Source organism: Alicyclobacillus kakegawensis NBRC 103104, assembly GCF_001552655.1.
Classification (GTDB): domain Bacteria; phylum Bacillota; class Bacilli; order Alicyclobacillales; family Alicyclobacillaceae; genus Alicyclobacillus_G; species Alicyclobacillus_G kakegawensis.
In genome coordinates, this window is the sequence record NZ_BCRP01000026.1 from 1 (window position 1) to 20,530 (window position 20,530).

The 20,530-nt window shown below is 62.4% G+C and carries 22 protein-coding genes; 6 read left to right on the top strand and 16 right to left on the bottom strand.

All coding sequences use genetic code 11. The annotated features are described in order from the left end of the window. Window positions 1-41: 41 nt before the first annotated feature. From AK2_RS14235 to AK2_RS14285, 11 genes are all read right to left on the bottom strand, one after another. On the bottom strand, window positions 42-914 hold the full coding sequence (locus tag AK2_RS14235) for a DMT family transporter (RefSeq protein WP_067935904.1): 873 nt from the start codon (window positions 912-914) through the stop codon (window positions 42-44). A gap of 352 nt (window positions 915-1,266) precedes the next feature. Continuing rightward, the gene (gene groL / locus AK2_RS14240; RefSeq protein ID WP_067935907.1) at window positions 1,267-2,892 is read right to left on the bottom strand and encodes a chaperonin GroEL; all 1,626 of its coding nucleotides are present in this window, start codon (window positions 2,890-2,892) and stop codon (window positions 1,267-1,269) included. 57 nt (window positions 2,893-2,949) lie between these two features. After that, window positions 2,950-3,258, bottom strand: a complete 309-nt coding sequence (groES, locus tag AK2_RS14245) for a co-chaperone GroES (protein ID WP_067935912.1) — start codon at window positions 3,256-3,258, stop codon at window positions 2,950-2,952. A 248-nt stretch (window positions 3,259-3,506) separates the two neighbouring features. Next, window positions 3,507-4,505 (bottom strand): amidohydrolase family protein, encoded by a 999-nt coding sequence (locus AK2_RS14250; protein WP_281180675.1) that lies wholly within the window; start codon window positions 4,503-4,505, stop codon window positions 3,507-3,509. Next, window positions 4,502-4,693 (bottom strand): 2-hydroxymuconate tautomerase, encoded by a 192-nt coding sequence (thmT, locus tag AK2_RS14255; RefSeq protein WP_067935917.1) that lies wholly within the window; start codon window positions 4,691-4,693, stop codon window positions 4,502-4,504. Before thmT ends, AK2_RS14250 begins: the two co-directional genes overlap by 4 nt. A 17-nt stretch (window positions 4,694-4,710) precedes the next feature. Then, window positions 4,711-5,484 (bottom strand): 2-keto-4-pentenoate hydratase, encoded by a 774-nt coding sequence (locus tag AK2_RS14260; protein WP_067935920.1) that lies wholly within the window; start codon window positions 5,482-5,484, stop codon window positions 4,711-4,713. A 101-nt stretch (window positions 5,485-5,585) separates the two neighbouring features. Further along, entirely contained in the window at window positions 5,586-6,602 is a 1,017-nt protein-coding gene (gene dmpG, locus AK2_RS14265) for a 4-hydroxy-2-oxovalerate aldolase (protein WP_067935923.1), read from the bottom strand. A 6-nt stretch (window positions 6,603-6,608) separates the two neighbouring features. Further along, window positions 6,609-7,496, bottom strand: a complete 888-nt coding sequence (locus AK2_RS14270; RefSeq protein WP_067935927.1) for an acetaldehyde dehydrogenase (acetylating) — start codon at window positions 7,494-7,496, stop codon at window positions 6,609-6,611. Next, window positions 7,493-8,338 carry a 2-keto-4-pentenoate hydratase gene (locus tag AK2_RS14275; protein WP_067935929.1) on the bottom strand — a complete coding sequence of 282 codons (846 nt, stop codon included), beginning with the start codon at window positions 8,336-8,338 and terminating at the stop codon, window positions 7,493-7,495. Before AK2_RS14275 ends, AK2_RS14270 begins: the two co-directional genes overlap by 4 nt. 46 nt (window positions 8,339-8,384) lie before the next feature. Then, on the bottom strand, window positions 8,385-9,821 hold the full coding sequence (locus AK2_RS14280; protein WP_067935930.1) for an aldehyde dehydrogenase: 1,437 nt from the start codon (window positions 9,819-9,821) through the stop codon (window positions 8,385-8,387). 72 nt (window positions 9,822-9,893) lie between these two features. Further along, window positions 9,894-10,700 carry a DODA-type extradiol aromatic ring-opening family dioxygenase gene (locus AK2_RS14285; protein WP_067935933.1) on the bottom strand — a complete coding sequence of 269 codons (807 nt, stop codon included), beginning with the start codon at window positions 10,698-10,700 and terminating at the stop codon, window positions 9,894-9,896. A gap of 308 nt (window positions 10,701-11,008) precedes the next feature. Here AK2_RS14285 and AK2_RS14290 point away from each other — a divergent pair, with 308 nt between their 5' ends. The 5 genes from AK2_RS14290 (at window position 11,009) to AK2_RS14310 (ending at window position 14,064) form a co-directional block, all read left to right on the top strand. After that, window positions 11,009-11,806: a hypothetical protein gene (locus AK2_RS14290; protein WP_067935936.1), complete on the top strand. Its 798-nt coding sequence runs from the start codon at window positions 11,009-11,011 to the stop codon at window positions 11,804-11,806. 3 nt (window positions 11,807-11,809) lie between these two features. Next, a complete protein-coding gene (locus tag AK2_RS14295; RefSeq protein ID WP_067935940.1) occupies window positions 11,810-12,208 on the top strand; it encodes a GntR family transcriptional regulator in 399 nt (132 codons plus the stop codon). Beyond that, the gene (locus AK2_RS14300) at window positions 12,205-12,945 is read left to right on the top strand and encodes an ABC transporter ATP-binding protein (protein WP_245632925.1); all 741 of its coding nucleotides are present in this window, start codon (window positions 12,205-12,207) and stop codon (window positions 12,943-12,945) included. The genes AK2_RS14295 and AK2_RS14300 overlap by 4 nt, the downstream gene beginning before the upstream one ends. A gap of 48 nt (window positions 12,946-12,993) precedes the next feature. Beyond that, complete coding sequence (locus AK2_RS14305) at window positions 12,994-13,791, top strand: IclR family transcriptional regulator (protein WP_067935942.1); 798 nt, start codon at window positions 12,994-12,996, stop codon at window positions 13,789-13,791. A gap of 81 nt (window positions 13,792-13,872) precedes the next feature. Next, entirely contained in the window at window positions 13,873-14,064 is a 192-nt protein-coding gene (locus AK2_RS14310; RefSeq protein WP_067935946.1) for a hypothetical protein, read from the top strand. Window positions 14,065-14,067: 3 nt separating this feature from the next. Here AK2_RS14310 and AK2_RS14315 read toward each other — a convergent pair whose 3' ends face one another. From AK2_RS14315 to AK2_RS14330, 4 genes are all read right to left on the bottom strand, one after another. Next, entirely contained in the window at window positions 14,068-15,567 is a 1,500-nt protein-coding gene (locus tag AK2_RS14315; RefSeq protein WP_067935949.1) for a gluconokinase, read from the bottom strand. A 160-nt stretch (window positions 15,568-15,727) separates the two neighbouring features. Continuing rightward, window positions 15,728-16,774: a Gfo/Idh/MocA family protein gene (locus tag AK2_RS14320; RefSeq protein ID WP_067935952.1), complete on the bottom strand. Its 1,047-nt coding sequence runs from the start codon at window positions 16,772-16,774 to the stop codon at window positions 15,728-15,730. A gap of 30 nt (window positions 16,775-16,804) precedes the next feature. After that, window positions 16,805-17,587 (bottom strand): sugar phosphate isomerase/epimerase family protein, encoded by a 783-nt coding sequence (locus AK2_RS14325; protein ID WP_067935956.1) that lies wholly within the window; start codon window positions 17,585-17,587, stop codon window positions 16,805-16,807. A 179-nt stretch (window positions 17,588-17,766) separates the two neighbouring features. Then, a complete protein-coding gene (locus tag AK2_RS14330; RefSeq protein ID WP_067936004.1) occupies window positions 17,767-18,477 on the bottom strand; it encodes a ThuA domain-containing protein in 711 nt (236 codons plus the stop codon). A 258-nt stretch (window positions 18,478-18,735) separates the two neighbouring features. Between AK2_RS14330 and AK2_RS14335 the strand changes: the two genes are divergently transcribed. Further along, window positions 18,736-19,548 carry an alpha/beta fold hydrolase gene (locus tag AK2_RS14335; protein WP_067935960.1) on the top strand — a complete coding sequence of 271 codons (813 nt, stop codon included), beginning with the start codon at window positions 18,736-18,738 and terminating at the stop codon, window positions 19,546-19,548. Between the two features lie 98 nt (window positions 19,549-19,646). Here the strand turns inward: AK2_RS14335 and AK2_RS14340 are convergent, their stop codons facing one another. Then, window positions 19,647-20,504 carry a 3-hydroxyacyl-CoA dehydrogenase family protein gene (locus tag AK2_RS14340; RefSeq protein ID WP_067935965.1) on the bottom strand — a complete coding sequence of 286 codons (858 nt, stop codon included), beginning with the start codon at window positions 20,502-20,504 and terminating at the stop codon, window positions 19,647-19,649. Between the last annotated feature and the right edge of the window lie 26 nt (window positions 20,505-20,530).

Consider the following 20,530-nt stretch of genomic DNA (forward strand, 5'->3'; position numbering starts at 1 on the left):
GCGACAGACATGTCTGCCGCTCCGTACACAGACCTGGCTGTTCAAGACTCTTTGACAACAAGTGCAACGCCGAACAGAATCAGTATCGCTCCAACCCAAAAAGAAACTCCAACGACTTCTCCAAGGATCAGCCATCCCAGAAATGTCCCTACAAGCGGCTGAAAAAAGAAGTACAGTCCCCCAGATGACGCATCAACCAACTGCAAACCCTTATTCCACAAGAAAAATGCGCCTGCTGTGGAAACAACCCCTAAGTATAGAACGCCACCCCATAGATTGGGTTGTAGCCACGTACTCGGCGACACATGAATCAATGGCTCCACCGCGGTCGGCGTGATGCATAAGGTCGCAATCAAGATTGCGTAGAAAGTCACAGTCAGTTGTGAGTAGTTTTCGGGAACCAATTTCACGACAACGGACATCAAAGCCCATGTCAGAGCAGCGATGAATAAGACGACGCCTCCAAGTTGGTAGGAGTGACTGAACCCGCCGATTCCGACAATCAGGAAGACACCTAAGGTCGCTAGTCCGACCGAAAGCGCTCTTCGGAAAGTTATCTTCTCGCCCAAGATCAGTCGACCGAATACAACCATGAACGCTGGTGTTGCCGATGTAATCATCGCGCCCATCTGGGCTGTCGAAAGCTTTGTTCCAAGGAACTGCGTCCAAATGGAGAGCGCATAGCCGACGATTCCAATTACAGTAACATGTGGTAGATACCGCCATCCAATCCTCCAAGATTGTTTTGTGGCGAGGATGCTGATTGCCAGTGTGAGAAGGGCTATTCCATATCGAATCCACACCAGCGCAAGTGGTTCGATGTTTTTCAGCAGGACCTTGCTGACTACGTACATACCACCCCAAATGCTTGCGGCAAGTGCCATGTACAGTCCGCCCAAATAGCGTGACTTCATATTTATCCCTCCGTCATATGCAGGACTGGTATGTCCACTGGCGAAGGGAACCCGTGTTGAATTTCCTTCGCTCAGTCGCGAAGGGTTGGGACATCATTCTCAAACAACGGCTGATAAAACATCTCTTTGACCTCCGGGCCAGTGAAAATATATCCTCATCCGTCGGTGGGACATGGAGCGTACGATGTATGCGGCGGATAGAGGGGCTTGCAGTGTCATCCCGTGATCACAAACACGATTGAAGTTGTTTATTGAAGACACAAAACGGGCCCGAGCGCCGGGGACAAGGATGCGTGCCCTCCCTTCCCCATGGCCGCGCTGCGGGCCCGCTTCCACACTACCGTTGGATGGGTCACATATCGAAGTCGTCCATCCCGCCGCCGGGATTGCTGGGTGCGGGCTTTTCCTTCTCCGGTTTGTCGGCCACGACTGCCTCGGTGGTCAGGAACATCGCGGCGACGCTGGCCGCGTTTTGCAGGGCGGAACGCGTGACTTTAGCCGGATCGACAATGCCAGCTTGCATCATGTCCACCCACTCACCGGTGGCAGCGTTGTACCCGACTCCCTTCGGCTCCTTCTTCAGGCGTTCCACAACCACCGAACCCTCGACACCCGCGTTTTCGGCAATCTGGCGGACGGGGGCTTCCAGCGCTTTGCGGACCAGGTTGACCCCGGTCAACTCGTCCTCCTTCGCCTGGATGCCATCAAGCGCCGAGATGGCGTTGACCAAAGCCGTCCCGCCGCCGGCGACGATGCCTTCCTCGACGGCCGCCCGGGTCGCGTTGAGCGCGTCCTCCATGCGCAGCTTCTTCTCCTTCAACTCCGTCTCCGTGGCGGCCCCTACCTTGATAACCGCAACGCCGCCGGAGAGTTTGGCCAGTCGCTCCTGCAGCTTCTCGCGGTCGAAATCGGACGTGGTCTCCTCAATCTGCACCTTGATCTGCTGAATGCGAGCATCGATGTCCGCTTTTTGGCCGGCGCCGTCGACAATAATGGTGTTGTCTTTGTCGACCTTGACCTGGCGGGCCCGTCCGAGCTGATCGAGTTGCGTATTCTTCAGCTCCAGTCCCAGTTCTTCCGAAATCACCTGGCCACCGGTCAGGATGGCGATGTCCTGCAGCATCGCTTTGCGCCGATCACCGAAGCCGGGAGCCTTGACAGCGACCGCGTTGAAGACCCCGCGCAGCTTGTTGACGACCAGGGTAGCCAGAGCCTCACCCTCCACATCCTCGGCAATCAGCAGCAGCGGTTTGCTGGTCTGCACCACCCGCTCCAACACCGGCAGGATCTCCTGGATATTGCTCACCTTCTTGTCGGTGATGAGGATGTACGGATCCTCCAAAACGGCTTCCATCTTGTCCTTGTCGCTGACCATGTAGGGGGAGATGTAGCCGCGGTCGAACTGCATGCCTTCAACCACCTCCAACTCGGTGGTGAAGCCCTTCGACTCTTCGACCGTGATAACGCCGTCCTTCCCGACCTTTTCCATGGCGTCGGCAATCATCTCGCCGATTTCCGCGTCGCCGGCAGAAATCCCCGCCACCTGGGCGATGTTGGCGCGGCCCGCAACCGGCTTGGCGACTTTCTTGATCTCCGCGACAGCCGCATCGACCGCCTTCTCGACGCCTTTCTTCAGCACCATGGGATTGGCGCCGGCCGCCACGTTTTTCAGCCCCTCGCGAATCATCGCCTGGGCGAGAATGGTGGCAGTGGTGGTGCCGTCACCGGCGACATCATTGGTCTTGGTGGCCACCTCTTTGACCAGTTGGGCACCCATTTTCTCGTACGGATCCTCCAGCTCAATTTCCTTGGCGATGGTCACACCGTCGTTGGTGATGAGCGGCGATCCGAACTTTTTCTCAAGCACCACATTGCGGCCTCGCGGGCCCAGCGTCACCTTGACGGCGTCAGCGAGGGCATCGACGCCGCGCATCATCGATCGCCTGGCATCCTCTTGGAACCTGATGATTTTTGCCATCTTTGTCCCTCCCGAAAACGCGTGTGCCAATCGACTGGATGATTTTCTCTGACGGGGTTACGCCTGGACAATCGCAAGAATGTCGCTCTCGCGCAGGATGAGAAGTTCTTCGCCGTCCACCTTCACCTCGGTGCCGGCGTACTTGGAATACAACACCCGGTCCCCGACCTTGACGTCCAACGCCACTCGTTTGCCATCTTCCAAACGCCCGGGACCCACTGCAATCACCTCGGCCTCCTGAGGCTTCTCCTTGGCCGTATCCGGAAGCACAATGCCGCTGGCCGTCTTTTCCTCCCGTTCCACCGGGCGCACCACAACCCGGTCGGCAAGCGGGCGAAGCGAGTGCTTGGTGACTGTTGCGCTCATACCCCAACCTCCAATTCCATCGTTTATTAGCACTCTGTACACTTGAGTGCTAAACCCAATTTACATCATAGGGATAACAGCACAGCGGATGCAAGCCGCGCGCGGAGAAGTTTGGGCCCGCGCGACGAGGGTTGCACCCGCTTGATGGAGTTTATTGCGATTATTGCGTCTATCCACCGCTTCTTGCCGAAATACCGGAGTCGATTCAAAGGGCATGAACAGACACCTGAAAAACGTGCTCCCCATCCTCACTCCTGTGTACGAAACGGTCGGTGCGCGAGCCCGAGAAAAGCGGTCGCGTCAGCCTGGGCAGCCGCCGGCGGCCAGGCGCACAGGTCGAAAGGAAAATCGGAGCCAGGCAACACGCGCTCGGCTCCCGCCACTTCCAACAGCAACCGGGCGACCCGTTGATCCCACAGGACATTGTCATAGTAGAACCTGCGCAGGTAGTCGGACGGCCGCATCGACATTTCGCTCCGCACGCCCGGCCAGACCTGCCAGCCTTGCTCCAAGCGGCCCATCTGGTACGGCAGATAGCCTCCACCGTGCGCCAACAGCCAACGGATGCGCGGGTACCTGTCGAGGGTGCCGCTAAGCATCAAGTCAACCGCGCAAACGGTCGTCTCCCACGGCACCCCAATCAGGTTCGGCATGCGCCGACGCTGAATGCGCGGGTCCATGTTGAGCAGCGGATGGATAAACAAAATCGCCTTGTGGGCATCCGCCGCTTCCAACAGGGGCCGAAACGCCTCGTCGCCGAGCAGCCTCTCCCCACACCCAGGCCCGATGATGGCCCCCAGCAATCCGCGGCCCATCGCCCGCTCCAATTCCGCAGCCGCCCACTCGGGGCGGTTGAGCGGCACCGTGGCCAGAGCGCTGAGCGCCTGCGGGTGCTCGCGCACCCAGGCGGCCAGGGCGTCGTTGTACACCCGCGCCCCTTCGGCTGTCACCTCCGGCTCCGACTCGTACAAAAACAACTGCGGCACCGGCGACACGAGCGAGTGCGCGACCCCGGCCGCACGCTGCGCGGCCAGGTACAGGCCGGCCTCGACAAACTCCGGTTTCAATTCGAACGCCCACCTGCCGTTGACAGTGAGAAATGGGGCTTTGTCCGGAGTGCGTTGTTCCCACTGCGTCCCTACGCGCCGCTCGGCACGCAGCCATTCCATTGCCGCCTCTGGGATGAAATGGGTATGTACGTCGTACGGCGCACGCTCGGCCGAGCTGGCCAGTCCTCCCGTACTCACGGCTCTCGCTCCGACAACGGTTTCCCGCCGACCGCCCAGTGCTGTTTCGGCAGTTCGTAGAGCAGCACCCGAATCGATTCGCTTGGGCTGCCCAAAGCCCGGTGCACCGCCTCGGTCACCTCGGTGATCAATTGACGCTTGACAGCTTCGGATCGACCCTCGACAATGTGCAACTGGATGAGCGGCATGCGACTCCCTCCTCGTTTCAATCCCGTATATTCAGGCGCAGCTCACCCAAGCCGTCAAAATCCACAACCACCTCGTCGCCACGGTGCAGGTGAATGGCTTCGGTAATGCCGCCGGTCAGCACCACCATCCCCGGTTCCACGGCCTGCCCGACTTGAGCCAGCATGCGCGCCAACTGCACCACCGCCCGCACGGGGTGGCCAAGCACCGCCGCGCCCGCCCCCGTCTGCTTGACCTCACCGTTTTGGCGAACGGCCACACCGACTTCGTCCCACGCGCAGTGGTACGGAGAATACGCCTGATCCGCCAGCCAAAAGCGGGCAAACGAGGCGTTGTCTGCAATCACATCGACCAAAGTGAAAGAGAAGTCGCGGTAGCGGCTGTCGATGATTTCCACCGCCGGCATCACGCACTCGGTCGCCAGCCACACATCCCGTGCGGTCACCTGCGGACCGGCGAGACGGTGTTTGAACACGAACGCCAGCTCCGGCTCCACGCGCGGATGGATGAGTCCGGCCAGCGACAGCTCGCCGTCAGTCAGTTCCTGGGAGCGAAACAGGCGGCCGTATATCGGTTCTTCAACCCCGACCGACACCTGCTTGGCGCGGCTGGTCAGGCCCATTTTCCAGCCCGCCAGGACGTCGCCCTGGGACAAGGCTCTGTCCGTATTCAGGCGCTGGATTTCGTACGCGTCGGCGACCGTCAGGCCAGGGTACCGTTCTGTCAATTTCTGCATCTCCGTGGCATCAACTTGATGCCGCCACACTTCCTCGGCAATGGCCCGCAAGTCCATCGCGCCTTCCCTCCCTTACCTATGATGGATTCGCGCTCAGCGCCGGCAAGCGCTTCGGCCCAGCCGGCCGCTTCGCCCCCGAACGGAGCGCGTGGATGGACTCACTTGTGTGCAGCCAGTTCCACGGCCACGTCCACAATCATGTCCTCCTGGCCGCCGACCACCTTGCGCTTGCCCAACTCCACTAAGATGTCGCGCGCGTCGACCCCAAAACGCTGCGAGGCGCGCTCCGCGTGCAGCAAGAAGCTCGAATAGACGCCCGCGTAGCCTAACGTCAGGCTGGCCCTGTCGGTGCGCACCGGCCGGCTGATGCGCGGCCCCAGCACGTCCTCAGCCGCGTCCATGGCGGCGTACAGATTGACCCCGGTGTCGATGCCCGACTTTTCGCAGGCCGCGACGAACACCTCCAGCGGCGTGTTGCCCGCGCCCGCTCCCAGCCCGGCGAGACTGGCGTCGATACGCACCGCCCCAGCGCGAATCGCGGCCAGGGAATTGGCCACGGAGCAGCCCAGGTTGTTATGCGCGTGGAATCCGACCTGCACCTCGCTCGGCAGGGCGTCGCGGAGGGCCGATACCTTTTCCGTCACCTCGTCCATCAGCATCGCGCCCGCCGAATCGACGATGTAGACGCAGTGCGCGCCGTAACTGGCCATCTTCTTCGCTTCCTCGACCAAGACCGGTGTCTCGGTCATGTGCGAGAGCATCAAGAACCCGACCACGTCCAATCCCAGCGAACGCGCTTCCCGAATGTGCTGCTCCGAGATATCCGCCTCTGTCGAGTGGGTGGCCACGCGCACCGCCCGAATGCCGCAGGCGACAGCGCGCTTGAGGTGCTCGACCGTGCCAATCCCCGGCAGGAGCAGGGCCGCCACCTTGGTGTGCGGAGCCGCTTCGCAGACCGCCCGCAGGTATGCCTCCTCGTCTTCCTTGGAAAACCCGTACTGAATCGAACTGCCGCCGAGTCCATCGCCGTGAGTCGCCTCAATCAGCGCCACGCCCGTCTTGTCGAGGGCGCCGGCAATCGCCCTCGCGTCCTCCAGGCTGAACTGGTGGCGCACCGCGTGCATCCCGTCGCGCAGCGTCACGTCCGTCACGGAGATGCGCTGTACCTCTGCCATCGTGGCTCACCCCTTCACCACAGACAACCGGTGCTTGGCGTATTCTTCGCCAAACTTCACGGCCGCCGCGGTCATGATGTCGAGATTGCCCGCATACACCGGCAGGTAATCGCCCAGCCCTTCGACTTCGATGGACACGCTGACCACGCGGCCGTCGAGGATGGGCTCCCGGTTCAAACGATAACCGGGAACGTAGGTCTGCACGTGCCGGACCATGCTTTCAATCGATTCGCGGACGCGGTCAAACACGTCCGGGGCTGGATCGTCAATCACGCAATAGATGGTGTCGCGCATCAGGATGGGCGGATTGGCCGGATTGAGGATAATGATGGCCTTGCCCTTGCGCGCCTGCCCGATAACCTCCAGCGCCTTCCCTGTGGTCTCCGTAAATTCGTCGATATTCTGACGTGTTCCGGGACCGGCGGAACGGCTGGAGATGGTCGCGACAATCTCCGCATACTCCACCCCGATCACACGGCTGACCGCGTAGACAATCGGCACCGTCGCCTGCCCGCCGCAGGTAACCATGTTGACGTTGGGCGAGTCCAGGTGCTCCTCCAGGTTGACCGCGGCGATCACGTACGGGCCGCGCGCCGCAGGTGTCAGGTCGATGGCCTGTATCCCCACCTCGCGCAGGAGCTTGGCGTGACGTACGTGCGCCTTGGCGCTGGTGGCGTCAAACACCACGTCCGGCCGCACCCCCGCATCCAGCACCGCCTTCAGCCCCTCGGCCGAGGTCTCTAAGCCGGCGTCACGGGCCCGGCGCAGTCCGTCCGACTCCGGGTCTATTCCAATCATCCAACGCGGCTCCAACCAGTCGCTGCGGAGCAATTTCACCATCAAGTCGGTGCCGATGTTGCCAGAACCGACAATCGCCGCCGTCAACTTGCTCATGGCAGCACATCTCCCTTCGCTTCCACCCGCGCGAGTCCTGCCGCTTGTGGCTCGCCGATGGTGATGTTGACGCGGCCCAGCCGGCCAAAGGAAACCGACACCCTGTCCCCCGGCCGCACCGGCACCGCGGCGCTGATGGCCCCCGACAGGACCACGTCTCCGGCGCGCATGGTGGTGCCCAGGCTTGTCAACGTGTTGGCCAGCCAGGCCACGGCTTGCGCCGGGTGTCCGAGCACCGCGGCGCCCGCCCCGGTCTGAACAATCTCACCGTTGACCCGGAGCACCCCGCCGACACCCGCCAGATTGCGGCCCGTTACCGGCGTCGCCGTGTCGCCCAGGGCAAAACACCCCGAGGACGCGTTGTCGGCGATGGTGTCCGCCAGCTGAATCCGCCAGTCGGCAATCCGGCTGTCGATGATTTCAATCGCCGGCAGCACGTATTCGGTGGCCGCCAGCACGTCCTGCACCGTCACGTCACGCCCGTCCAAGTCCGAGCGAAGCACAAACGCCAATTCCGCTTCGACCCTGGGCTGCAGCAACGGAAAATCGACCACCTGCCCCGTTCCGTAGCGCATGGAGCGCAGCAGGTGGCCAAAGTCCGGCTGATGCACGCCCAGCATCTCCTGCATCGGCCGGCTGGTCAACCCCACCTTGTAGCCGACCACCTCATCCCCATAGGTGCGCTTGCGCTCGATGTTACGAATCTGTATCTGGTACGCCTGTTCCTGCGTCAGGTCCGGATGCTCCGCCGTCAAGGGAGCGATGGGACGGCCGTACTGCTCGGCCTCCCAGAGGGCATCGGCCAGCGTCTCGGTCAGCGCGTCCAGCTTCGCATCCGACATCTGTCGCCACCTCCTGGATTCCGGGGCGGGCGCGCCGCCCGCCGCTTCAAAGCTTGACGCAGACATTTTTCAACTCGGAGTAGAATTCGAAGCTGTGGACCCCGCCCTCGCGTCCGATGCCGCTCTCCTTCATGCCGCCAAAAGGCGTGCGCAAGTCGCGCAGGAACCAGGTGTTAATCCAGATGATACCCGCCTCCAGCTCACCGGCCACGCGGTGCGCCCGCTTCAAGTTGGTTGTCCATATGGTCGCGCTCAGACCGTAGTGCGTGTCATTCGCGATGGCGATGACCTCTTCCTCGGTATCGAACGGTTGAATCGTCACCACCGGGCCAAACACCTCTTGGCGCACGATTTCGCACGATTCGTCCACATCGACGATGATGGTCGGTTCCAGATAGTATCCGCGCTGCATGTGCGCAGGCCGCTTGCCGCCGAGGAGAATCCGGCACCCCTGCGCCACCGCCCGCTCGATGAAGCCTTCCACGCGCGCCAGGTGCTCTTCGCTGACGAGGGCGCCCACATCCGTCGCGGGATCGAACGGATCGCCCACGCGCAGCTTCGCCGCGCGGTCGGCGAACTTCGCCACAAACTCTTCATACAGCGGCCTCTCCACATAGATGCGCGATCCGCACAAGCAGACCTCGCCCTGGTTGCTGAACGACGAACGCAGGCTGACGGTAAGGGCGTCCTCCAGGTCAGCGTCGGCAAAGATGATGTTGGGGTTCTTGCCTCCCAGCTCAAACGACAACCGCTTGAGCGATCCGGCCGCGGCCCGCATCACGGCCTTGCCGGTGGTGGTCTCTCCGGTCAGGGAGATCAGGTTGACGTCCGGGTGCTCGGTCAAAAAGGAGCCCGCAGCGTCCGGGCCAAACCCGTGCACAACGTTCAACACCCCGTCGGGGAGCCCGGCCTCCTTAGCGATTTCCGCCAACTTGGCGGCCGTCGTCGGCGTCAGCTCGGCTGGCTTGATGACGCACGTGTTGCCGGCCGCCAGACAGGGGGCGACCTTCCAGGTCAACAGCAACAGCGGCAGGTTCCAGGGCGAGATGAGCCCGGCCACCCCGACAGGCCGGCGCAGCGCGTAGTTGAGCGCCACCCCGTCCATCTCGAAACACTCGGTGCCCAGCCCCTTGACGAAATCGGCGAAGAAGCGAAAGTTGGCCGCCGCACGGGGGATGTCGAGCGTCTTCGAGAGGGACAGAGGTTTGCCCGTGTCCAGCGTCTCCAGGCGGGCCAGTTCGTCCAGGCGCTGTTCAATCAGGTCGGCCATGCGGTTCAAGACGGCCGCCCGCTCCTGGGCTGGGGTTTTGCCCCAGCTGCGGAAGGCGTTTCGGGCCGCCGCCACGGCACGGTTGATCTCCTCCCGGCCCCCTTCCGCCACCTGGCTGATGACCTCGCCGGTGGCCGGGTTGACGTTGTCAAACGTGCGGCCAGACTGCGACTCCACAAACTGGCCGTCGATGAAATGCAAGATCTTTTCCATCACAAGTTCTCCTCTCCATCTCCCAGTCTAGTTGTCACGCGCACGCCGGCAGGATTCTCTTGTTTGCGCGGTCTACGCCACCGGGTGCAGGGTCAACACCGGATTTCCCGATCCGGACGAAGGACCGTACCCGTGCAACACCCCTTTGTACTTGCCCTGGAGGACGCCGAGCAACATGGCGACGTGGCGACCGCCCGCCTCCAAAGTGGCGGCGCGCGCGTACGAGGGCAGCATCTCCCCCGCGGCTTCTAGGTCCCCTTCCACCAAGCGCTGGCAGAACTCTTTGTCCAGCGCCTGCTCCGTCCGATTGGGCCAGTTGTGCGCTCCCCGGCGCAGGTTGTGGGCCAAGGCGCCGCTGGCCACAAACACGGTGCGCAGCGGCGATTCGCGCAGCACCTGCCCGATGACCCGCCCCCACTCTTGCGTTTCAGCCAGCGAGGCGGCCCAGCAGACCGACAGATCGACCACCGGAATCTTGCGCCGCGGCAACAGATAGCGCAGCGGCACCACCGTGCCGTAATCCCAGATGTACGAGGGGTCGTCAATGCCGACAATGGGCAGCCCTTGTGCCTTCCCGGCCGCGACGAGTTGCTGGGCCAGTTCAGGGTGGCCTGGATAATCGTACGGGACATCGCTGATAAGATCCGGACATTCGACGGCCGTCAGCACCCCCGTGTGGCGCGCGCCCGCGTCCACGTAGTGCTCGAAACTGGACATCCAGTGGCAGGACACCAACACCATCACGTCCGCTTCCACCTGCTCGATGATCTCGGCCGTCTTGCGCATGGCCTCCACCATCGGACGCTGAAACTCGGGGATCTTGTCCTCGTGGCAAATGCGCGGGGTGTGAGGCGAAATCATGGCCAACTCGAGACTCATCTATGGTCCCCTCCCGTTTTTCAAGTGGCGCCGCAAGGATGGGAAGACCCGGCGCCCGCCCCCGTCCTTCCCCAGCGCCACGATATGAATCCGTTTTCTCAGCCATCGTAGCACCGATAGAAGGAAGAGACTACAGGGCTGTTCCTGTCTGCGGAACAGGCGCCAAGGCCAACGCGATTGTGACGCCCTCAGGCTCCCTATAAGCCGTTTGACAGGAAGTGTCCTAGTGTACTATTGTATTAGTACACTATTTCTCTAGGGCATGGATGACGGACACCCCGCCATGCCAACCACGAGGGAGGATGCCTATGTCGTCTTGGCTGACCATCCTGCGCAAAGACCTGCGCCTGAGCCGAAACAACGACCTCGTGTCACTCATCGGCATCGTGGTCATAGAAAGCCTTCTCCTGTATCTGGCGTATCGCACACACGACGGAGGCGCCACGGCGCTGACTCTGTCCCTTTTGCTGCTGCACGCGTTCTTTCTGCCGATTTACGTGTACATGAGCCTCGCGCGCGAGTGGCGCAAGACGTCGCCGTTGTGGCTGCACCTGCCGCAGCCCGGATGGGCCCTGTTGGCGTCCAAGTTTGCCAGCGGACTGATTCAGATGCTGATCTCCTTTTGCGTCACCGGTCTCGGCACTGTCTGGATTGTCGCCGTGGACGATGCACACCTCAGAGCGCTTGCGCGCATCACCGATGCGCAGATATTCTACTTTGACTTGCAACTGGCGTGCCTGTTGACGGCCGCCGTGTTCGCCCTCGCCATCTACATGGCCATCTGGGCCGCCCTGGTCTCGCTGGTGATGCAGGCCACCAGACATCAACTGGGCCGCTGGCGCTGGCTGGTCGGTTTGGGGATTGTGGGGCTGGGCACCTGGGGTGTCGGCGCCCTTGAGCACTCCAGACCGTACCATTGGCTGTCGGATTGGGGCCGATGGCCCATCACCCTCACTGTGCCCGACCGCTGGACATGGCCCGGACATGGGCCGCACACTTTGTCCCTGTATCATTTTTATGCAGGAGACCTGCTGTGGTCGCTCGTGCTGCTGGCGGTGGTCTACGCCGTCTGCGCCTGGTTGTTGGACAAAAAGGTAGAGGTGTGAGTCATGGGTGATGACTTTCGCTCGCCGCAGCCCATCTATCTGCAACTGGCGGATAGAATCTGCCGGGAAATTGTCCGCGGAGACCGCAAGCCTGGTGACAAACTGCCGTCCGTCCGCGACATGGCGATGGCGGCGGGCGTCAATCCCAACACCGTGCAGCGTGTGTACGCGGAATTGGAGCGGATGCAGGTGGCACAGACCCGGCGAGGACAGGGGACGTTTGTCACAGAAGATGGAGCGAGGTTGCGCACACTGCGCGAAGAACTGATGCACGAGCGGATCGCCTCCTTTGTCAGGGACATGACGGAGATGGGCTTTCGCCAGGAGGAAATTGTCGAGGGCGTGCGGGCCCACATAAAGCGCGGCCCGGACGCTGCACAACAAGGAGGAAAAACGGAGTGAAGCCGTCATCCATCGTCCAATTTGAACAGGTGTCGAAGCGCTACCGCTTCCGGTACGCTGTGCGGGACCTCACCTTCTCGTTGCCAGCCGGGCGCATCATCGGCATGATTGGCGCCAACGGCAGCGGCAAATCGACGACGCTCAAGCTGATGGCCGGACTCATCCGCCCGAGCCGCGGCCGCGTGTACGTTTGCGGTCAACAGGCAGAGCGGCGGATGAGCCGCTGCGTTTCCTATATGTCGGATATGGATGCCCTGTACGGGTTCTACACGGCGGCCGAACTGATAACGTTCCACGAGCGCTTGTTCCCCGATTTTGACGCCGCCAAGGCGCGCGAGATGCTCGCATTCATGCGCCTTCTGCCAGGCCAGCGGGCCGGAGATCTGTCCAAAGGGAACCTGGGACGACTGAAGATGGTGCTGGCGTTGTCCCGTACGGCGCCCTTAGTATTGATGGACGAACCGCTCTCCGGTCTTGATCCGCTGGTGCGGCAATCGATTCTCAAAGGGCTCTTGTCCTTTGTGGACCTGAGCCGGCAAACGCTCATCATGTCCACCCACGAGGTGGCGGAAATCGAACCGCTGCTTGATACCGCCGTACTGATGGCCGACGGACACGTGGTGGACATCCGCGACATTGACGAGCTGAGAACCGAGTACGGATTGACACTGGTGGACTGGATGGCGGAGCGGTTGTCCAGGCCCGGCACAGGCTATACCGGCGCCAATCAAGCGTGATAGAATGAGGGCAAGCAAGCGCATTCATTACCGGGAGTGGTGGCGGCTATGCAGGGACAGACACCCGCAGACGGGCAGGAACCTGCACTCCGATCTCTGACCACGGCGCTGCGCGTGCTGCAGTGTTTCTCCATGGAAGAGCCGGAACTGGGTGTGACCGAAATCGCGCTGCGATTGGGGGTTGGCAAGAGCACCGTGCACCGGATCTTGACGACTCTTGAGCGCAACGGCTTCGTGCGCAAAGACGAAACCACCCGCCGCTATCGGCTCGGCCTGTCGGTGCTCACCCTGGGCGGCATCCTGATGTCCAACCTGGAAATCTACCGCGAGGGCCAGCACCTGTTGGAGAGTTTCGTAAACCGATTTGATGAGACCGTCCACCTGGCTGTGTTGGAAGGCCTGTCAACCGTCTACGTGAGCAAGATAGAGTCCAAACACCCGGTGCCCATGCTGACCCACCTGGGCCGCAAGAACCCGCTGCACTGTACCAGCTCCGGCAAGGCCATCCTTGCCTTTCAAGAGGATGAGTTGATCCAGGAGGTCATCCGGCGCGGCCTCACCCGCTACACACGCACCACCATCACCGACCCGGAGCAGCTTTTGCTCCGACTGGAGGACATCCGCCGCCAAGGCTTTGCCACCAGTGAAGGAGAGTTGCGGGACGGGGTATCGTCGGTGGCCGTGCCGGTGCGCGACTACACGCGCAAGGTGGTGGGCGCGGTCACGGTGGTCGGGCCGACCTACCGTTTCACGCCCGACAAGGTGAGAACGTTGGCCCGCCAGTTGTTGGATGTAGGACGAGAGATCTCCACACGATTGGGCTATTATGTGCGCCGCAGCCCCTGACGCGTGTACCGGACAGACTCAAGCCGCCTGCGGCCAAGAGCCGCGCGGTGATGAGCCGGCCGACCGGGAACGAGGTGTTACATGAAAGAACACATGCTCGCTTTTTTGATTGCGCTCGTCATTGTCCTCTCGATGGTATTGCCCCTGTTCTCCCACAATGGCGGCGGACCCATGGGAACAGTCTATCCATCGCGTTCCCGGGTCTTTGTCTCCCCCCACGTCGGTGGAATTGGAGGGATGGGCATGCGCGGGGGACGTGGCGGCCGCAGGTGACCGCTACGGTCCCTGCGCAGTTACGGGGGAATCCTCTGTCGTCAGGCCCAAAGCGCCTGCCAGCTGTTGAAACCGGCGCAGCCGCTCCGTCCACAGGGTGTGCCGGCGCGGGTCAGGCTGGTGCAACTCCTCGGGCGCTGGTGGCGCCACGTCATTCCAGGTCCGCCATCGCGCACAGATCTCCGCCCACAGGACGGCCCCCAGGGTGGAAGCGTCCGCGGCTTCGGCCGTCTGCACCGGCACGCCGAACACATCCGCCGCCAATTGCCGCGTCCACGGCAGAGCAAACAGCTTGCCGCAGGCCACCACACGCTCTGGCTGCCCCACCCCCTGCATCAGCCGCTCGGCCATCCAGCGGGCGTTGAGCAACACCCCTTCGACAGCCGCGCGCACCACGTGCTCAGGGCGGTGCTGTGTGGTGAGTCCTATCAACGCCCCCGTCGCTGCGGCATTCCACAAGGGCGCCCGTTCGCCCGCTACATACGGCAGATAAACAAGAGTACCGCTCTCCACCGCTCCCGCTTGGGCCAACAGCTCCGGCAGAGGCGGTGCTGCAGCCGCGTTGAACAGACTCCGATGCAAATGGTCCAGGACCACTCCGCCGCTGTTGCTGGGCGCCCCCACGACGTACCGGCCCGTAGTTAAGATGTAGGAAAACAGACGTGTCTCTGGATCGGCTACGGGCCGGGCGCTGCCCACACGGACCGCACAACTGGTGCCAATGGTCAACACCATCGCCCGGTGGTCCACGACGCCCACGCCCAGGTTGGCCAGGACGCCATCCGACGCGCCGATATTCATGCTGACCGACGCGTCCAGACCGAGCGCGGCCAGTTCGCTCCCGGCTTCCGGATGACGGGAGTGGGATGTGGGCACCGGTTGGCTCAAGCGGTCGGCGTCGACACCGGCTAGGGTAAGCGCTTGTTCGTCCCACACCTGGCGGCGAATGTCGAACAAGCCGGTGGCGCTGGCCATCGAATGGTCAATCACCCACTCCCCAAACCAACGGTGCCAGATCCACTCCTTGATGGAGACAAACCGGGCGGCCTGGTTGAACACTTCCGGCCGCTCCTCGCGCAGCCAGACCAATTTCGGCAGCGGCGACATCGGATGGATGGGCGTGCCTGTGCGCCCATACACCCCGCGTCCGAGGGAAGTTGCCCATATGGCGTCGGCCTGGGGCGTGGCCCGAGTGTCCAACCACGTGAGCGCGCCGGTCAAGGGGCGCCCCGCGGCATCCACCGCGAGCAGACTGTGCATGGCCGCACTGAAACCGACGCAGCGGACACGACCGCCCACGAGCTGCGCGCTCACCTCACCCAGCGCCTCCATGACCGCTCCATGTACCGCGCGCACGTCCTGCTCGCGAGCTCCTTGTACGTCCGCCGGCAGCATCGCCACGCGGCGGCTGGCGCGCACCGCCGGCGCGCCGTCTAAAAAGGCTATCACCTTGACAGAGGTGGTCCCAATGTCAATCCCGAGGCTGTATTCGGCCTGTCCCATCTCTCACACCCCTCGGCGACTCCGTGGTGCCCGTCTGGATGCCCCGCCACCCGTCCTGCCATGTGGAGATCAAGCATCATGTAAAGCGCAGGCAACCCGGACGGCCAGGGCCGCTCGGGCTGCCTGCGGTGCTCCCTCCGGTCGGCAGGCGCGGGGTGGATTAACCGATGCGCACCGCTTCCCCGGTTTCTGCCGATTGATAGACGGCGTTGATGATTTTCTGCAGGGTCACACCCTGCTCCGGAGTCGCCAGCGGTTTGGGGCCGCCCAGGCATGCGGCCACAAACGCCTCGACCTCGGCCTCATGGCCGCCTTTTTTCGGCAGGTACACGGGAGTCACGTCAATTAGGGTGTCTTGCTTCTCCTGGTAGATCTTCAGCGGGAAGACGTCGGCTCCGCCCTCCACGCCCATCAGCTGCACCTGCATCACGTCCGCTTTCTCGACGTTCGCCGCAAACGCGGCCTCCAGCACCAGTGTGGCCCCGTTTTTGAAGCGGATGAAACCACGGGCCATATCTTCCACCGTGAAGTTCTGCCAGTCCCATTGCCCAAGCAAGCCGACACCTTTGCGGGTGCCGAGGCGCTGATAGGTGCTGCCCATCACCAGCTCGGGCTCCGGATAACCCATCAGGTGCAGTGCCGTATCCAGCATGTGCACACCGATGTCAATCAAAGCGCCGCCACCCTGCAGTTCCTTGTTCGTGAACACTCCCCAACCGGGGATGCCGCGGCGGCGCACCGCATGGGAACGAGCGGCGTAGACCTCGCCCAATTCGCCCGCGTCGATGAACCGTTTGAGCGCCAGCACCTCCGGCGTATAGCGGTAGTGCAAGCCATAGGTCAGTATCTTGCCGGAGCGAGCCGCCGCCTCCGCCATCGCCTCGGCCTCCGCCACCGTCATCGCCGGGGGTTTCTCGCACAGGACGTTACAGCCCGCCTGCAGCGCCGCGATGGCGGCCGGCGCGTGGAACTTGTTGGGTGTGCAGACGCTGACTGCGTCCAACTCCACCTCGCGCAACATCTGTTCGTAATCGGCATAGTGGTGCCGAATGCCAAACTGCTCGGCCGCCTGCCGGGCCCGTTCGTGGGCCACGTCGGCAATGGCCACCAATTCCACCTTGTCCGCCTGCTTCTGATAATTGGGCAGATGAATCGACTGGGCGATTCCCCCCGCGCCTATGACGCCTACTCGCAACTTGTCCGCCATCTGCAGTTGACCTCCTGTCTCCATCCACGCTCAGCGGGCGGTCACGATTCCGTTTTCGCGCAGCCACTGCATGCTTTTGGCCACATCGGCCAGCGGATCCGACTCAGAGTAATCCTGCTCGACAATCAACCACTCCACGCCGGCCGCGTCCGCCGCCTCGACGACCGCGCGCAACTGTATGTCGCCATCGCCCAGCGGCACGGTCTGGACTTCCCCGTCGGCTCCGCGGCGGATGTCTTTGAGATGGATGAGCGGTACACGGCCCGCGTAGCGTGCCAAATAAGCGTTCGCACTCTGACCGGCCCGCTCGGCCCAGCAGGTGTCCAGCTCCACACACACCAAGTCGGCCTCCGTGGCCGCAAACAGCGCATCAAACAACCACTGATCGCCGACCTTTTCCTCGAACTCGAACCAGTGATTGTGGTAGCCAAACCGAATGCCGACGTCCCGGAACGCCCGACCGGCCCGTTCCAGCACCGTCAGGGTGTGCTGCCACGCCTCTGGCTGACTTGGATTGAAGCGACAGGCGGGATCGAGATACGGACAGACCGCGTAACGGCTGCCCAGAGCTTCCTGATACGCCACCTCTTCCGCCAAACGGGTGTCCAGCGCTTCGAAACTGATGTGGCTTCCCACCGCGGTCAGCCCCAACTCATCCAGCACCGCCCGCAGGTCCACGGCCGATAAACCGCCGTACTCGGCAAACTCGACGCCTTGATAACCCATCTCAGCAACCCGCCGCAGCGTGCCGACAAAATCCTCTGCCGCCGGCTCGCGCACGGAATACAATTGCAAAGCCACTTGTCTCGCCATGATCCGCCGTCCTTTCCGGTCCATGCTGTGGAAAGCGCAACCATCTTGCAGCGAACGCTCTGCCCAGGCGCACGCACCTGTGATTAAATCACAAGCCGCCGTGGATGAGAATGACGTATCTGGTCAAGTCCTTACGCATCTGGCTGCAAAGACAGCACGAGGAGGCTGAATCCATCGCTCTACAGCGACTCGATGGGCTTGTGATTGCCGTACGTGGGCGCCACGCCGCCGTTGTCCGCCGCCCAGCGGACCGCATTGCGAATGACCGTCTGCACGTTCGCGTCGTAATACGTCGGATGGGTCTCATGTCCAGGCCGGAAGTAGAATACCTTGCCCCGGCCGCGGCGGTAGGTCAGGCCACTGCGGAACACCTCTCCGCCTGGAAACCAACTGATAAACACCACCTCGTCCGGTGTCGGCACGTCAAAGTGCTCTCCGTACATCTCCTCGTGCGGGAGCTCGAAGTATTCACCCAAACCGCGGACTATCGGGTGGCTCGGATTGACCACCCACAGCCGTTCACGCTCGCCGGCTTCGCGCCACTTCAGGTCACACGAGGTTCCCATCAGCGCCTTGAACACCTTCGAGAAGTGTCCCGAGTGCAGGACAATCAGTCCCATCCCCTGCCACACACGCTGGATTACACGCTCAACGACAGCGTCCGCCACCTCCTGGTGAGCCATGTGTCCCCACCACACCAACACGTCGGTTTGATCCAGGACTCCCTCCGTCAGCCCGTGCTCGGGCTCATCCAGCGTGGCCGTGCGCACCTGGTGGCCGTCTGCGGCCAAAAACTGAGCGATAGTATGATGAATCCCTTCCGGATACACCTCCCGCACCTTCGCATCCGTCTTCTCGTGGCGGAATTCATTCCAGACAGTGACGCGGATTGGCTGCCTCACACGCTTTCCCCCGCTCTCGCAGACTGTGTCGGTATAACGCTCTCTATTCTAGCATGTGCAGAAAGCCGGCGCCCCAGCCCAAACTCAGAAAACGGGCAGACCACATCGTGTTGATCCGGCCGTATTTGCGGAAAACCTATGCGAGGGCGCTTTCATGATTTGCCAGTTGCAACAGCAAGGTGTAAGGTAAAAAATTGAAGTTTTTATTCTGCCAAGACGTTTAGACCACAAAGAGGTGGATTTCATATGTATTGCGAAGTCATGGGAGAACGCATTTTCTACGACCGCGCGGGCGACCGGACGGCGACGCACAAGTTGCTGTTTGTCCACGGCGCCAGTAGCTACGCTTCGTTCTGGCTGCCCGTGATGGCGCGCCTGGGGCAGATGGGCGGGGTGGAAGGCATCTTGCTCGACCTGCCCGGCCACTACCGCTCCTCCGGCGAGGCGCGCACGTCCGTTTCCGACTACGCCCAGTTCCTGCACGAGTTTGTCCAGGTGATCACCCGCCTGCACCCAGACCTGGGCGGACGCATCACCTATGTGGGCCACTCGATGGGCGGAGCCATCGGCCAGGAGTTGGCCATCTCGCAGCCAGACTGGCTGGACAAGCTCATCCTGCTCAACACGGCGGCCAAGCTGTCCGTCCCCGAGGAATTTCTGCAGCGCTTGGCCAAAGGGCAATACGACGCAGAGTACTTCCTCGGCCGGGGATTCGCCAGCGGGGCTCCGGAGCGGCTGCGCCAGTCGCTGTTCAAACATCAGGCTGTTTCCATCACAGCCAGCTATCACGATTTCCTCGCCGCCGCCCGCTTCGACAGGACGCACGACGTGCACAAAATTGGCGCCCGCACGCTCATCCTCTGCGGGGCGGAGGACCATATCGTGCCGCAGGACGGCCCTAGTCACCTGCACGCGGAGATCGCCGATTCCGTGCTGATGACCGTCCCCGGCACAGGGCACTTTCTGCCTTTGGAAGACCCGCGCATGGTCGCGCGCGCCATCCGCGACATCGTCATCTCCGGGATGGTCGAGTCCGAGCTGCTGCTGCGGATTCAGTGAATCCGGCGAAACCGTCGGTCTGGACGTTTACACGCGTCCAGACCCGATTTCCCGCCCCAGATGGCTCCGCACCCAGCCGCCCGCTGCGCCTTCTCTTGTCACTCGTAGTCATACCACCCTTTGTTCACCTTTTTACCCAGCCTTCCGGCCCGAATCAGCGCCCGCAGGGATTGCGGCGCCGCATAGCGCGGGTCCTTGGTCTCCTGGAAAAACACGTCCATCACGTGCAGGCCGATATCCACGCCGGCAAAGTCCTGCAGTTCAAAGGGACCCATCGGATAATTGAGCCCCAACTTCACGGCGGTGTCCACGTCCTCCTTGCTCGCCACCCCTTCTTCGACCAGCCGGATGGCCTCGATGAACTGGGGCACCAGGATTCGGTTCACGATAAACCCGGGAGTATCCCGCTTCACTTCCACTGTCGTCTTACCCATCCGCCTGGCCAAATCCGTGGTCAGGGCCACCGTGGCGTCATCCGTGTCGTACCCGCGCACCACTTCCACCAGACGCATCACCTGGGGCGGGTTGAAAAAGTGCATCCCCACCACCTGTTTCGCCCGCGTTGTGGCCGCCGCGATGCTGGTGATGGGGATGGAGGAGGTATTGGTCGCCAGTACCACCTCCGGACGACACAGCTCATCCAACTGCCGAAACAACGCCTGCTTGGCGCCCTCATCCTCGATGATGGCCTCAATGACAAAGTCTGCCGAGCGCACGTCTTCCAGGCGTGGCGTCACCGTCAGCCTCGCCAGCGTCGCCTCCGCTTCCGCCGGTGTCAGCTTCCCCTTCCCGACTGCCTTCTCCTGCAGCTGCCGAATCCGCTCCAGGGACCGCTCCAAGGCCGGCTCCAGGGTGTCCGTCAGGACGACCGAAAAGCCGCTTTGCGCCGCCAGGTGGGCAATCCCGCCCCCCATGCTCCCGGCTCCCACCACTGCAATCGTCCGCATCTGGGTCATGTCCCGTCCCCTCCTGTCTCTTCCTG